This window comes from Hydrogenophaga taeniospiralis CCUG 15921, from assembly GCF_001592305.1.
Lineage (GTDB): Bacteria > Pseudomonadota > Gammaproteobacteria > Burkholderiales > Burkholderiaceae_C > Hydrogenophaga > Hydrogenophaga taeniospiralis.
Window position 1 is genome coordinate 64309 of sequence record NZ_BCWR01000001.1, and the last position, 14265, is coordinate 78573.

General features: G+C 67.7%; 14 protein-coding genes. 11 read left to right on the forward strand and 3 right to left on the reverse strand.

Going from position 1 to position 14265, the window contains the following annotated elements; translation table 11 throughout:
- Window positions 1-71 precede the first annotated feature (71 nt).
- The gene (locus tag HTA01S_RS00315) at window positions 72-665 is read left to right on the forward strand and encodes a lysophospholipid acyltransferase family protein (RefSeq protein ID WP_068166187.1); all 594 of its coding nucleotides are present in this window, start codon (window positions 72-74) and stop codon (window positions 663-665) included.
- A gap of 29 nt (window positions 666-694) precedes the next feature.
- On the opposite strand, the gene HTA01S_RS00320 is transcribed toward HTA01S_RS00315, so the two are convergent.
- From HTA01S_RS00320 to HTA01S_RS00330, 3 genes are read right to left on the reverse strand one after another with little or no spacing between them, the layout of a single operon-like run.
- A complete protein-coding gene (locus HTA01S_RS00320; protein WP_068166189.1) occupies window positions 695-1141 on the reverse strand; it encodes a VOC family protein in 447 nt (148 codons plus the stop codon).
- 22 nt (window positions 1142-1163) lie between these two features.
- Complete coding sequence (locus HTA01S_RS00325) at window positions 1164-1661, reverse strand: GNAT family N-acetyltransferase (protein ID WP_068166193.1); 498 nt, start codon at window positions 1659-1661, stop codon at window positions 1164-1166.
- A gap of 59 nt (window positions 1662-1720) precedes the next feature.
- Window positions 1721-2911 (reverse strand): aminotransferase-like domain-containing protein, encoded by a 1191-nt coding sequence (locus HTA01S_RS00330; protein WP_174545172.1) that lies wholly within the window; start codon window positions 2909-2911, stop codon window positions 1721-1723.
- A 240-nt stretch (window positions 2912-3151) separates the two neighbouring features.
- On the opposite strand from HTA01S_RS00330, the gene HTA01S_RS00335 reads away from it, so the two are divergent.
- The 10 genes from HTA01S_RS00335 to HTA01S_RS00380 all read left to right on the forward strand — a co-directional run bounded on the left by HTA01S_RS00335 (window position 3152) and on the right by HTA01S_RS00380 (window position 14178).
- Window positions 3152-3925: a phosphate/phosphite/phosphonate ABC transporter substrate-binding protein gene (locus HTA01S_RS00335; protein ID WP_157571916.1), complete on the forward strand. Its 774-nt coding sequence runs from the start codon at window positions 3152-3154 to the stop codon at window positions 3923-3925.
- 369 nt (window positions 3926-4294) lie between these two features.
- Window positions 4295-5887: a phage tail sheath family protein gene (locus HTA01S_RS00340; RefSeq protein ID WP_068166200.1), complete on the forward strand. Its 1593-nt coding sequence runs from the start codon at window positions 4295-4297 to the stop codon at window positions 5885-5887.
- 11 nt (window positions 5888-5898) lie between these two features.
- A complete protein-coding gene (locus HTA01S_RS00345; protein ID WP_068166202.1) occupies window positions 5899-6423 on the forward strand; it encodes a phage tail protein in 525 nt (174 codons plus the stop codon).
- A gap of 11 nt (window positions 6424-6434) precedes the next feature.
- Window positions 6435-7142: a hypothetical protein gene (locus HTA01S_RS00350; protein WP_068166204.1), complete on the forward strand. Its 708-nt coding sequence runs from the start codon at window positions 6435-6437 to the stop codon at window positions 7140-7142.
- A gap of 27 nt (window positions 7143-7169) precedes the next feature.
- Entirely contained in the window at window positions 7170-7973 is an 804-nt protein-coding gene (locus HTA01S_RS25030) for a hypothetical protein (RefSeq protein WP_157571917.1), read from the forward strand.
- Window positions 7970-9298: a DUF4255 domain-containing protein gene (locus tag HTA01S_RS00360; protein WP_068166209.1), complete on the forward strand. Its 1329-nt coding sequence runs from the start codon at window positions 7970-7972 to the stop codon at window positions 9296-9298. The genes HTA01S_RS25030 and HTA01S_RS00360 overlap by 4 nt, the downstream gene beginning before the upstream one ends.
- Window positions 9295-11232 (forward strand): ATP-binding protein, encoded by a 1938-nt coding sequence (locus tag HTA01S_RS00365; protein ID WP_068166213.1) that lies wholly within the window; start codon window positions 9295-9297, stop codon window positions 11230-11232. The genes HTA01S_RS00360 and HTA01S_RS00365 overlap by 4 nt, the downstream gene beginning before the upstream one ends.
- Window positions 11229-11483 (forward strand): hypothetical protein, encoded by a 255-nt coding sequence (locus tag HTA01S_RS00370; RefSeq protein WP_068166215.1) that lies wholly within the window; start codon window positions 11229-11231, stop codon window positions 11481-11483. The genes HTA01S_RS00365 and HTA01S_RS00370 overlap by 4 nt, the downstream gene beginning before the upstream one ends.
- The gene (locus HTA01S_RS00375) at window positions 11480-12790 is read left to right on the forward strand and encodes an eCIS core domain-containing protein (protein ID WP_084235739.1); all 1311 of its coding nucleotides are present in this window, start codon (window positions 11480-11482) and stop codon (window positions 12788-12790) included. The genes HTA01S_RS00370 and HTA01S_RS00375 overlap by 4 nt, the downstream gene beginning before the upstream one ends.
- Window positions 12787-14178, forward strand: a complete 1392-nt coding sequence (locus tag HTA01S_RS00380; protein WP_218017290.1) for an eCIS core domain-containing protein — start codon at window positions 12787-12789, stop codon at window positions 14176-14178. Before HTA01S_RS00375 ends, HTA01S_RS00380 begins: the two co-directional genes overlap by 4 nt.
- The last annotated feature ends 87 nt before the right edge of the window (window positions 14179-14265 follow it).

Sequence of the window (14265 nt, forward strand, 5' to 3'; positions counted from 1 at the left end):
GGTGGCGGCGATGGTAGCGCGAGGCGGCCCAGCGCACGTCGCTCAGATGTCATCAGCGATACTCGCTCGCCATGCACCGCACCGTCTTCACCACCCCGGTCGTCAACACCCTGCTGCGTGGCCTCTCCATCGCCTACCTCAAGCTCACCGGCTGGCGCGTCGAAGGCAGCCTGCCCGAGGTGGCGCGCAAGAGCGTGCTGATCGCCGCGCCCCACACCAGCAACTGGGACCTGCCCTACACCCTGATGGTGGCGTTTGCGCTGCGGCTCAACATCTACTGGATGGGCAAGCAGAGCATCTTCAAAGCCCCGTTTGGCGGCCTGATGCGCTGGCTCGGCGGCATCCCGGTGAACCGCGCGCAGTCCAGCAACCTGGTGGCAGCCTCGGCCGACGCCATCCGCGCCGCCGACGGCCCGCTGCAGCTCATCGTGCCGCCCGAAGGCACGCGCAGCAAGACGCGCTACTGGAAAACCGGCTTCTACTACATCGCTCTGGGCGCCAAAGTGCCCATCGTGATGGCCTACATGGACTACGCCACCAAACGCAGCGGCCTGGGCCCACTGTTCCAGCCGACGGGCGACGTGGACGCCGACATGGCCGCCATCAAGGTCTTCTACGCGCCGTTCAAGGGCAAGAACGCCGACCAGTTCGAGAACGTGAACTGAAGCGGGCCGTTCACGGGCCAGGGCCCTGCTCAGCCGCCTAGTGCGTCCCAGCGCTCCATGCGCTCACGCCGTTCCTGGCGGAAGTTCGTCACCTCCAGGCGCAAGCCGTCCGGGTCGGTGAAAAAGGTGGCCCAGTAGTCGGGCGCGTAGTCGCCGTGCAAGGCCGCCGGCGTGGCGGCGATGCCGGCCGCGTTCAGTGCGGCAGCCACCGCGTGCACATCGTCAACCGACGCCACCCGCAGGCACAGGTGGTGCAGCCCGGGCGCATACGGCTCGTGCGCCTGCGCCACACGCGCTGGGCGCAACACGTAGCCGAATTGTCGGTTGTAGTACTGCACATGCGGGTCGCCGCCGATCACGAACTCGTTGCGGCGAAAACCCAGCACTTGCGCGAACACCACGTCGTAAAACGCCTGCGAGCGCGCGAGGTCCGACACGGTGATGTAGATGTGGTCGATGCCGATCACGGTGGCCATGCTTGTGCTCCGGTTATCAGATTCAGGACGTGGCGCTGAACGCCTCGTGGAAGCTCACCGTGCCTCGCGGCAGGGCGTCGGTGAACGGCAGCACCATGAAATATTCCGGTGGAATGTCCGGGTAGACCAGCTGCGCCTCGTTGCGGAAGCCGAAGCGCCGGTAGTAGCCCGGTTCGCCCACCAGCATGCAGCCCACCGCGCCCTGCTCGCGCAGCGCCTGCAGTGCCGCCCGCATCAGCGCCGACCCGATGCCCTGGCCTTGGTAAACCGGCAACACCGAAATCGGCCCCAAACCGTGCCAGCCCGGCGTGCCATCGGCGATGGTCACCGGCGAGGTCGCCACATGCCCCACCAGCTCGCCTCCCTGCTCCGCCACCAGCGACACGCTCAGCGCACCGGCGCCGCGCAACGCGTTGACGATGAAGGCCTCGGTGTGGCTGGTGTGCGGCGCGTTCAGGAAAGCAGCCGTGGTGAGGGCGGCGATGGCGGCCGCGTCCGCGGGGGTTTCGGGCCGGATCATGGCGTGGGGCCGGTCAGAGCCTTGGGGTTTTGGGCGCTGAAGAAATGGGAGTCAACAGATCAAACCGCCGAACCCAAGCGCCCAACGCCTTCCTCAATCTTCTCCACCCCCACCGTGGCAAAGGAGAGGCGCAGGGTGGCGTGGTCGGGGTTGGAGGCGTAGAACGGCGCGCCGGGCACGAAGGCCACGCCTTTTTCAATTCCGCGTTTGGCCAGCTCGCCACCGTCGGCCACTTTGCCGCCCGCGCCGGTGAGGCGGGCCCAGACGAACAGGCCACCCTTGGGTTGCACGAACTCGATGGCGTCGCCCAGTTCACGGCGCAGGGCGTTGCCCATGGCGGTGGCGCGTTCGGCGTACACCGCGCGCACCTTGGCGAGCGTGGCGGGCATGCGGCCGGCTTTGAGGTACTGCGCGGCCGTGGCCTGGGCGAAGGTGCTGGTGTGGGCGTCGCTGAACTGTTTGCACATGGTGGCCTTGGCCAGCAGCTCGGCGGGGCCAATCATCCAGCCCACGCGCAGGCCGGGGCTCAGCACCTTGCTCAAGGAACCGCAGTGCACCAGCAGCTCGCGGCTGCCGGGCACGCTGGCGCTGAGCGCGAGCAGGCTGGGCGGCGGCGCTTCGCCAAAGTAGAGGTCGCCGTACGGGTCGTCTTCCACGATCAGCGTGTTGTGTTTCACCGCCATTTCCAGCACGCGCTTGCGCCGCTCCAGGCTGAGCATGGCGCCGCTGGGGTTGCCGAAGGTGGGAATGAGGTAGACGAATTTGGGCTTGTGTTCTTCGATCAACTTTTCCAGTTCATCGGTCTTCACGCCGTTGCCGTCCACCGGCGCGGTGATGAGCTGCGCGCCGTAGAGGCGGAAGCACTGGATGGTGGCGAGGAAGGTGGGGCCTTCGACGATGACCTTGTCGCCGGGGGAGATGAGCGTCTTGCCCAGCAGGTCCAGCGCCTGCTGGCTGCCGGTGGTGACGATGAGGTCGTTGGCGCTCACGCCCTGGTTGCCCTTGCTGGTCATGAAGGCGGCGAGCTGTTCGCGCAGCGGGTTGTAACCCTCGGTGGCACCGTATTGCAGGGCACCGCCGGGTTCTTCGGTCAGCGCGGCGTTGACCGCTTCGCGGATGCCGTCCACGTCGAACATGGCGCTGTCGGGAAAGCCCCCGGCGAAACTGATGATGCCGGGCTTGCCCAGCAGCTTGAAGAGTTCTCGGATGGCGGAGGTCTCAACGTTGTTGAGACGGTCGGCGAATTGCAAAGGCATGAACAAATCTCCAGTGTCAGAAAGTGCGTGCGATCTTAGGCGAAACAGGCCCCGTCGCTCCGCCAAAGGACATGCGCGCGCATGGCGTGCGAGACCGAGGGTTCTCCCGGATGTTGCCGATGTTGTCAGGGGTCCCACCCGGACCTTGATGTCCCTAGAATTCGTCAACTTGTTGACTGGAATATTTGAATGCGCAAATATCTGAAATTACTTGTTATTTGGTTCGCATGGCAGATGGGCCTGGAAACAGCGTGGTCGCGGGACGTCATGCTGGCCATCAGCGAAGGCTCTTCGGGCGGTACCGATCACGCCCGTGTGATCGCCAAATACCAGGGGCTGGCCGATGCCATCGGCCAGAGCATCGGCCAAAAAGTCAACGTGGTGTTCATCCGGGAGTTCGCGGCGCTTGAAGACGGGCTCAAGAACCAGCGCTTCGATCTGGCGATCGCACGCCCGAGCGACTACCCCGCGCGGGGCATGCGCGACCACGGCTACCAGTACGTGGCGTCAGCCCGACCCGATGGACACTGCATGCTCATCGTGCCCAAGGACTCGCCTTACCGGACGCTGGCCGACATCAAGGGCAAGCGCATCGTGCTGCCCGATGCGGCGTCCTACATGGCGAAGTTCTGCGGTGCCGAGCTGCGTGACCAGGGCATTGACCTGAGCAAGGAGCGCATCGAGTGGGTGCGCGAACAAGGGGCGGTGCCGTTCTACCTGAACAACAAGTTCGGGGATGTGGGGGGCGTGGCCTCGTACTCGGGCGTGGCCAAGGCCCTGAACAACACCGATCACCGCGTCCTGCACACCAGCGTGTCGCAGCCCTACTTCCCGCTCATTGCGAACCAGTCGTTCACCGCCGCACAGATCGCGGCCATGCAGTCGGCGCTGCGCGCGCTGCCCGAGACCGAGCCGGGCCGCGACGTGCTCAAGAACGTCGGCATCCAGGGCTTTGACACCAGCACCGAGAAGCGCCTGCGCAACCTGTTGCCCTGGCTCGGACTCTGACAGCGCGCATCGCCTGCGAAGCGCCGCCTGATCACGTCCACGCTGCACGTCAGACAGCGACACCAGGCCTGGAAAGAGGGCGACGGCGTTCTTCCTGCGTGCCTTTTTTCGCGCCCCATCGATCCGGTTTCGTCCTCTGTTTGAGGTATGTCGGTTACACCGATCTGTGGCGCAATGCGGACCAGAACCACCAGCGTTGAGCCCACGGATTGCGACGGTTGGACAGGGAATGGAGCGACACAAAGTGTCACAACATCCGGCCGATGAAGTTCGTAGCCTCTCGGACCTGAAGCACACCGCTGGCTTCACCAGGCGCCATGAGGCGCACTCCGGGCCCCCAATCAACACAGCCTTCAAGGAGCGTCCACCATGCCTTCAGCCCTCACTTATCCTGGGGTTTACGTCGAAGAAGTCCCCAGTGGTGTGCGCACCATCACCGGCGTCGCCACTTCCATCACGGCCTTCATCGGGCGGTCGTCGCGAGGTCCGGTCAACCGGGCGGTACGGGTACAAAGTTTTACAGAGTACGCGCGCATCTTCGGTGGCCTCTGGCGCGACAGCACCATGAGCTACGCGGTGAGCCACTTCTTTCAACACGGTGGCGCCGACGCGCTGATCGTGAGGGTGTTCAACGGCAACATCGCTACCAACACCGCCACCATTACCCTGCCCGCGGGCGCCGGCAACCTGGTGCTGGAGGCCGCCAGCCCGGGCCTGTGGGGCCAGGCCTTGCGGGCGCGGGTCGATCACCTCACCCGCGACACCACCGACACGCTGCTCTTCAACCTCACGGTCGAAGAACTCGACCGGGTGGGCGGCAGCCAGGTGGTGGCCGCGGAGAGCTTTCGCAACGTCTCGGTCTCGCCGTTGAGCCCGCGCTTCGTCGACACCGTGCTCAACGAACAGTCGGCCCTGGTGAGAGTGCGCACCTCCGCGCCGACGGATGCCAGCCCGGACGATCCGGCCGATCCGACCCTGCCCAACGTGGTGGCCGTGGGCGTTGCGACCGCCGATGGCGTGGCGATCACCGACACCCAGCTCGTGCCCACCGACGCCACGGCGATCGCCAACCGAGAAGGCATGTACGCGCTGGAGGCGGCCGACCTGTTCAACCTGCTGTGCCTGCCGCCGCTCACGCACGAGACCGACGTTGCCCCCGACACCTGGGCCCTGGCCGCCACCTACTGCCAGGACCGGCGCGCAATGCTGATCATCGACGCCCCCGCCGACTGGACCGCCAACGCCGCCACTGTGATCGGCGATGCGCAGGACGGTGTGAACGCCCTGCGCACGACGGTGGGCAACGACGACGCACGCAATGCCGCGGTGTACTTCCCGCGCCTGCGCATGGGCGATCCGCTGAGCGAAAACCGCCTCGCCGAGTTCGCGCCCTGCGGTGCGGTCGCGGGCATCATCGCGCGCACCGATGTGCAGCGCGGCATCTGGAAAGCCCCTGCGGGGCTGGACGCCTCGTTCTCCGGTGTGCAGGGTTTCAGCTACACCATGACCGACGGCCAGAACGGCCTGCTCAACCCGCTGGGGCTGAACTGCCTGCGCAGCTTCCCGGTCACGGGCAACCTGGTGTGGGGCGCGCGCACGCTGGCCGGTGCCGACCAGCTCGCCTCCGAGTGGAAATACCTGCCGGTGCGGCGCTTCGCGCTGTTCCTCGAAGAGAGCCTGTACCGCGGCAGCCAGTGGGTGGTGTTCGAACCCAACGACGAACCGCTGTGGGCGCAGATCCGGCTCAACGTGGGCGCCTTCATGCAGAACCTGTTCCGCCAGGGCGCGTTTCAGGGCCGCAGCCCGCGCGAGGCCTACTTCGTCAAGTGCGACCGCGAGACCACGACGCAGAACGACATCAACCTCGGCATCGTGAACATCCTGGTCGGGTTCGCGCCGTTGAAACCGGCCGAATTCGTGGTGCTCAAGATCCAGCAGATGGCCGGTCAGGTCGAAGTCTAAGGAGAACCGTCATGGCTCAGTTCAGCGTCAATGCACAGCGTTTCGACCCCTACAAGAACTTCAAATTCCGCGTCAAGTGGGATGGCCGCTACGTCGCGGGCATCAGCAAGGTCGGCGCGCTCAAGCGCAGCACCGAACTGGTCGAGCACCGCGAGGGCGGCGACCCCTCGGTCACGCGCAAGTCGCCCGGGCGCACCAAGTTCGAGGCGATCAGCCTGGAGCGCGGCGTGACACACGACCTGGAGTTCGAGCGCTGGGCCAACAAGGTCTGGAACTTCGGCTCCGGCCTGGGCGCCGAAGTCTCGCTGCAGGACTTCCGCAAGGACCTGATCATCGAGGTCTACAACGAGGCCGGCCAGCTCGTCCTGGCCTACAAGGTGTTCCGTTGCTGGGTCTCGGAATACCAGGCGCTGCCCGACCTGGACGCCAACGCCAACGCGGTGGCCATCCAGTCGATCAAGCTGGAGAACGAGGGCTGGGAGCGTGACTACGACGTCACCGAACCGACCGAACCGCGCTTCACCGAACCGGCCTGAGGCCCACCACCATGCGCACGCTCGACGAGGCCGGGCTGCTCGACCTCTGGGAACGCGGCCAGGACCGCCACCCCATTGACCGGGCCTTGCTGCTCTGCGCCTGGGCGCGGCCCGACGTGGCGCCCGAGCGCTTCGCGCAGTTGCCGCTGGGCGTGGTCAACACCGGGCTGCTGCGCATGCGCGCTGCGCTGTTCGGCGCACGCGTCGAAGTTCAGCTGGACTGTGAACACTGCGGCGAACACCTGGAACTCGCGCTGGACATCGCCCCGCTGCTGGCCGACGCCACGGCGCAGGACGAACGTGCGGACGTCGAGCTGCAAGGGTTCCGGTTCCGCGCGCCCCACAGCCGCGATCTCGCGGCCCTGGCCCATGAAACCGATGCGCAGGCCGCCGCGCTGCGCCTGCTGGAACGCTGCTGCGTGGCGCGCCCCGACGGCCCCGCCGCGCTGGCCGACGTGTTGAGCGAGGCGGAAGAACAGCTCGAGGCCGCCGACCCCCTGGCCGACCTGCAGCTGAGCGTGGCCTGCGAAGCCTGCGCCCAGACGACGCAGGCTTCGCTGGACGCAGGGAGCCTGCTGTGGGACGACGTGCACCACCACGCCCGGGGTCTTCTGGGCCAGGTGCACAGCCTGGCCCAGGCCTATGGCTGGAGCGAAGGCGAGGTGCTCGCGCTCAGCCCGACCCGGCGCGCCGCGTATCTGGATCTGCTCAGGGCCTGAAGCCCACACCACAAGGCGAGGCAGACCATGACCGGATTCCTGCAACGTCTTGCCCAACGGGCCAACGGCTCGGCTCGCACGGTGCGCGCTGCGTCGGGCATGCGGTTCGCGCCCGAGCCGATTGAGCACGGCGCGCCCATGCAGGAAGACGCCCTCGCGCCCGAGGCCAGCATGCCGCGTCAGCCCGCTGGTCCAACGGCCGGTTCACCCATCGGAACGCCCCCGGGCGCGGGCCTTGGCCGCTTTTCCGACCCGGTGTTTACACCGGCCGACGCACGGCGCCAGCAGGCCACGGAAGCACCCCGGCACGGGCAGGCAACCACAACGCTGTCCACGCCCACCCCACTGCCGGCACCCGCCGACAAAACCGGCGTGGCGCGCTCCCCGGCGCGGGCGGCACGCGCCAGGGCGTCGTTGCCCAACCCACGCACACCGGACCCGTTGGACGATGCCCCGACGGCCCGCGGCGTGCCCCCCGGAACCGGCGAACCCGCCACCCCGAGGCCGGACGCGACACCGGCAGCCGCCACCCCTGAGTTTTCTTCCGCGTCATCAACCGCAGCAGCCCCGGCCTGGCCTCAGGTCGAGCCGCTGCTGGCGCCCACGATCCGCGTGCGCTGGCCCGCCAGCGCCGCGCAGCCATCCCCGGCCCAACGGTCCGGCCAAAGCAGCCATGCCGACACCACCACCGAAGTGCACGTGAGCATCGGCCGCATCGAGGTCACGGCCATCCACGAACCAGCCGCGCCCGCGCAGCGCCCCGCCGCGCGCCGCAAAGCGCCGGTCTCGCTGGACGAATACCTGGCCCGGCGCCAAGGAGGCCGCTCATGACCACCGCCCTGGGCATCGCCGCGGTCACCGCCACCCTGCGCAGCCTGCTGAGCGAGGGGCTGGTGGAGCACAACCTCAGCGGCGTGCTGGGCAGCACCGCCACCGTCAGCGTGCTGCCGCCCGACCGCGTGGTGCCACAAAACGGCACCGAGGCCTCGCAGCTCAACCTGTTCCTGCACCGCGTCAGCGCCAACACCGGCTGGCGCAACGAAGGCCTGCCCAGCCGCGACGCGTCCGGGCGCAACCGCCTGAGCAACGCCCCGCTCGCGCTGGACCTGCACTACCTGCTCTCGGCCTACAGCGCCGGTGATCTGCACGCCGAGATCCTGCTGGGCTACGCCATGCAATGGCTGCACGAGTCCCCGCTGCTGACCCGCGGCATGATCCGCCAGGCCCTCACGCCCGCGCCCCTGCCCGGCACACCGCTTGAACGCGCGCTGTTCGACTCGGGCCTGGCCGACCAGGTCGAGCTGATCAAGATCACGCCCGAGCACCTCGACACCGAGGAAATGTCCAAGCTCTGGACCGCCACCCAAAGCCATCTGCGCCCGACCGCCGCCTACCGCGCCACGGTGGTGCTGATCGAAGTCTCGGAGCCGGTGCGCTCGGCGCTGCCGGTGCTCACCCGCGGCGGGGTGGACCCGTCAAGCGGGCGCGAGCGCGGCGTGTCCGTGGAGCCCAGCCTGGAGCCCGCGATCCCGACGCTCGAAGCGGTGTCGCCACCCGGCGGGCAGATCGTCGCGCGGTTGGGTGAAACCATCGACCTCACGGGCCACCACCTGGACGGCACCGGGCGCACCGTGCTGCTGGGCAACGACCGCTTCGAGAGCGAGCTCAGCCTGCCCGCGCTGGCGACCGGGGGCGCGGCCCTGGTGCAGTTCAGCATCCCGCTGGCCGACGCCGCGAACTATCCGGTGGGCGTCTACCGCGTCGGTATGAGCGTGCTGCGCCCGGGCGAGAGCGCCACGCGCAGCAGCAACCGCCTGGCCATGACGCTGGCGCCGCAGATCACCGGGCTGCCGCTGAACGTGGTGCGCGCGGGCGACGGCAGCGCCAGCTTCACGATCAACTTCCACCCGGCCCTGCGCGCCGGGCAAAGCGTGGTGCTGGTGCTGGGCCAGCAGGAGTACGCGCCGCAAGCGTTCACCGCGCCCACCACCTCGCTCGACTTCGTGATCGAAGACGCGCCTGTGTCGCCCCCACCCCCACCCGGCCAGCCCCCGGGCCACCTGGCGCGCCTGCGCATCGATGGCATCGACAGCCCCCTCATCGACCGCACGGCCGTGCCGCCGACCTTCCTGAACCAGCGTGTGGTAATCACATGAACGCCCGCGACACCGCCCGTGCCCCCACCGACTGGACCGCGGCCAACCAGCGCCTGCTGTCGGCCGAGTTCGCGCGCATCAAGGCCCGGCTGCGCGGTGAGGACGAGGCGGCCACCCTGGCACGGCTGGAGCGATGCCGAGAGGAACTGGACCCGCCGGCGGCGATTGACCAGCTGGTCGAACGCTTTGGCCTTTCGAGGTTCGAGCGCGACATCCTGCTGCTGGCGGCGGCGGTGGAAATGGACAGCGAGTTCGGCGCGCTCTGCGCGGGGGCCTCGCCCAGCGGCCAGCGCCCCTGGGCCACGTTCGGCCTGGCCCTGGCCGTGCTGCCCGATGCGCACTGGAGCGCGCTGACCCCGGTGCGCCCCCTGCGTCGCTGGCGCCTGGTCGAACCCACCGACGACGCATCCCTGGTCAACGCCCGCCTGAAACTGGACGAGCGGGTGTTGCACCACCTGGCGGGGGCAGGCTTCCTGGACACGCGCCTGCAAGCACTGCTGCAGCGCGTGCAGATGCCCCCCACGATGGCGCCCCGGCAGCAGACACTGGCCCAGGCACTCGCCGCCTCCATCGCCGAGGCGGGCGAGCCCGTGCCGGTGGTGCAGCTCTGGGGCAAGGACCGGCACGGCAAGCGCGACATCGCCGCCAGCACCGCCGCACGGCTCGGCCTGCAGCTTTACGCGATGGCCTGCGAAGACCTGCCCGAATCGGCGCAGGAGCTTGAAGCGTTGGCCGTGCTCTGGCAACGCGAAGCGGCGCTGCTCGACGCCGCGCTGCTGATCGAATGCGGCGACGCCGCCCCACCCGCGCCGGCCCTGCGCCTGGTCGAGCGCATTGGTGGCCTGACGCTGCTGAGCGTGTCCGAACCGGTGGAACTCACGCGGCGCGACATCCGCATCGACATTCCCAAGCCCGGGGTGCGCGAGCAGCGGCTGTTGTGGGAACAGTCGCTGGGCGGGCGATCGTCCCGCTACGGCGCAGCGCTCGACGGCGTGGCCTCGGAGTTCCGGTTGAGCGCGCGCGACATCCACCGCATGGGCGCCGACCTGCAGCGCGCGGAAGACCTCGCCGGCGACCCCGTGGCCGCCCTGTGGTCCACCTGCCGCAGCCTGGAGGGGCGGCGCATTGCCGGGCTGGCCCAGCGCATCGAACCCGTGGCCCGCTGGGACGACCTGATCCTGCCCGAGCCACAGAAGGCCACCCTGCGCCAGATCGCCGCCCACCTGCGCCACCGGCCTACGGTGTACGAACACTGGGGTTTCGCCAGCAAGGGCGGGCGCGGCCTGGGCATCTCGGTGCTGTTCGCCGGCGAGAGCGGCACCGGCAAGACCATGGCGGCCGAGGTACTGGCCCACGAGCTGCACCTGGACCTCTACCGCATCGACCTCTCGGCCGTGGTCAGCAAATACATCGGTGAAACCGAAAAGAACCTGGCCCGTGTGTTTGACGTGGCCGAAGACAGCGGCGTGGTGCTGCTGTTCGACGAGGCCGACGCGCTGTTCGGCAAACGCAGCGAAGTCAAGGACAGCCACGATCGCTACGCCAACATCGAGGTGAGCTACCTGCTGCAGCGCATGGAGGCCTATCGCGGACTGGCGATCCTCACCACCAACCAGCAAAAGGCGCTGGACACGGCGTTCTCGCGCCGGCTGCGTTTCGTGGTGAACTTCCCGTTTCCGGAGGCCAGCGAGCGCGAGGCCATCTGGCGGCGCATCTTCCCCGGCGCCACACCCACCGCAGACCTGGACCACGCCAAGCTTGCCCGCCTGCAGATGGCTGGCGGCAACATCCGCAACATCGCGCTCAACGCCGCCTTCCATGCGGCGCAGGACGCACAACCAGTCGGCATGGCCCACGTGCTGCGCGCCGCGCAGTCCGAAGCCAGCAAACGCGAACGCCCGCTGAGCGACGCCGAAACGCGGGGGTGGGCATGACGCGCATCGTGCTGCACATCGACCGGCTGGTGCTGCGTGGCTTCGACCGCGCCGACCAGACCGGCATCGCCGAAGGGCTACGGGAAGAACTCGGCCGGCTGCTGGCCACACCGCAGGCGGCACAGGCGCTGATGGCGCAACACAGCGTGCCGCGGCTGAAGGTCGCGGCCCTGCGCATCGCGCCGGGGGCACAGGCCACGGCGGTGGGCGAACAGACCGCGCAGGGCATCGTACGGGGGATGCGGTCATGAGTACAACAGCACCCCTGATAACGAAGGCCGGCAAACCCAGGGCGTCCACGCACACCCCGGTGCCGAGCCCGTGGCTGCAGCGCCAGTGCGCTTGCGGCTGCGGTTCGTCCGCTACCGCATCGGATCGCTGCAAGGAAGACGCCTCCACCGTCGCCCCGCAACGCAAGCTCGCCATCGGCGCCAGCAACGACGCGCTGGAGCAGGAGGCCGAACAGGTCGCCCACCAGGTGCTCGCCGCACCGGGCCAACCCCACGCTGGCGCAGTGGTGCCACGCATCCAGCGCTTCAGCGGCAGCGCGTCGCAGGGTGCCGCCGCGACGCCCACCAGCGTGGACACAGCGCTTGCAAGCCCAGGCCACGCGCTGGAGCCGGCCCTGCGCCAGGACATGGAACAACGCTTCGGCCACGACTTCTCCAGGGTGCGCGTGCACGCGGACGCAGCGGCCGACACCTCGGCCCGGGACGTCAACGCCCTCGCCTACACCGTGGGTCAAGACGTGGTCTTCGGCAGCGGCCAGTACGCGCCCGGCACGGCGACGGGCCGGCACCTGATCGCCCACGAGCTCACCCATGTGGTCCAGCAAACCGGCTCGTCGGGCGAACCGAGCGCCGGTTCCGCGCAGACATTGCACCGCTATCGTCGCAAGGGCAAAGACACGATTGCCTTCGAGGGTGCCGACGAAACCCTGACGGACGCCAAGACCCAGCCCTGGGTGGAACACATCGACATCGATTTCGACAAAGCCGTGGTGGACGACGGCCACAAAGCCGCAGCCGCTGCGGCCGGCCAACTGGAGCCACGCATGCCCACCGGCACCTTGAAGGCCAAATACAGCACGGCATCGTCCAGCGTACCGGCAGACATCGTGATGCCCATCGCGGGCGGCTCCACCATGCTGGGCGTCGGGCTGACCGACCGCGTCAAGAACTCCAAGGTCTCGCGGCTGGAGGGGCTGGGCTACACCGACTCCGAAAACATCCGCCTGGGCAACCTAACCGATCCCGTGGCCAAGAAGGGCAAAGGCGCGCGCTACTCGGCCAGCGGCGCCGGGACCATGAACTACGCCATCTTCTTCAAGGGCATCCAGGCGATTCACGAAGGCTTGCTCAACACCGGCTCGCACGCCTGCGTGCACGTCGGCACCCGGTCCCAGATCCGCACCCTGAACCACCACACCCGCATCGGCGTGACCACAGTGTCGGTCAGCTACAGCGGCGCGGTGCTGGACGACCTGTGCTGCCACCGGAAAAAGACCGGCAACACCCGCTGGAATGCCAACCCCTGCGGGAGCACCAAATGCCCATGAACGCGGCCCCCCTGCAGGTTGCACCGGCCAAGGCGGCGGGCACATCGGTCGCGCATGGCGTGTTGCAGCGCAAGCTCATGGTGGGTGGGACCAGCGACCCCTTGGAACAACAAGCCGACCGCGCAGCCGATCTGGCTCTGGTGGCGGCCCCGCGCGCAGCCACTGCCCGGACCGTGCCGCACATCCAGCGCATGGCAAGCCAGCCAGCCGCAGGTGTCGGTACGGCTCCGATGAGTGTGAATCACGCGTTGGCGCAATCGGGCCGGCCACTGGAGTCTTCGCTCAGGCAGGACATGGAGCATCGGCTGGGCCACGACTTCTCCCGTGTACGCATACACACCGGGCCAGCCGCCGAAAGCTCCGCACGTGAGGTCAGCGCCCGTGCTTACACCGTTGGGCAATCGGTGGTCTTCAACACATCGCAGTTTGAACCGCACAGCCTTTCAGGACGGCGTCTGATCGCCCATGAACTCACCCATGTGGTTCAACAGGATGGTGGTACGCGCCAAGTCCAGCGCAAGCCGAGCCCAGCCGCCGAAGGAGCCGCGCAAGCTGGTGAAGAGAACCCGGCCTGGCAATTCGGACGGACAAAGGAGGGCAGTGGTTTTCGAATGAACCCTGCGCTTTGGCTCGTGACCTATCACCTTCGCTCATCCCCCGGCACCATCGCCATCACCAACGGTTCCGGACGAACGGCCTTGGAGAACGTGCAACGCCATCTGGCCAGCCATCCTACCTGGCGAAACGATGCAACCATCGAGCGCATCGAGGTGACGTTGGTGCCCAAAGCCAGTGCGGCTGCCGCCGCTCAGGACCTCATGTCGAGCACCGCAAAGAAGCGCTACTCATTTGAGTGTTTCACCGCCGCGGCATTGATCCAGTTTGTGGGAGTCTTCCGGAGTCTGCAGGCCGCCGATCCCGCCACCGCCGTTGCGAAATTCGACCGCAGCCACAGCGACATCAGCGTAACGATTCCTTTCTCGGGCAATCCGGGTGTCCGCATGGGCGGGAGCGCCCTGGTTTTCAACATGGCCAGCCTGCCCGATTTCTCGCTGCGAAAGCTGCTGGACAGCTCCACCGATATGGGTCTGCAACGCGGCGATTGGGTGTTCCTCGACAACAAGAAATTCATAACGAGTGGCGCCTTTCAAGGGGAAAACGCCACCTATCTCGGCAAAAAGCGATTTTTCGGCCACGGCATGGGTGTGTTCACCGTCAAGGAATATGCCCAACGGTTGCGCCGGGACCATCGGGTGAAATTGACTGAGGATCAGATCCTGGACCAGGTCCGCGTTGGACCGCGCTTTCGGGCGCCGGATCCTGCGGCCACTGCATCAGGCTCAACGCCGCCGACCTCAGCGGGGTCTACCCCACCCACAAGCCCATGAGTCGTCCATGAGCTCAAACGCAAAACAAGCCACAACCGGAGGGCTGGTGAGACACCCAGCAGTTTCCAGACCGAAATCATTGCGCGG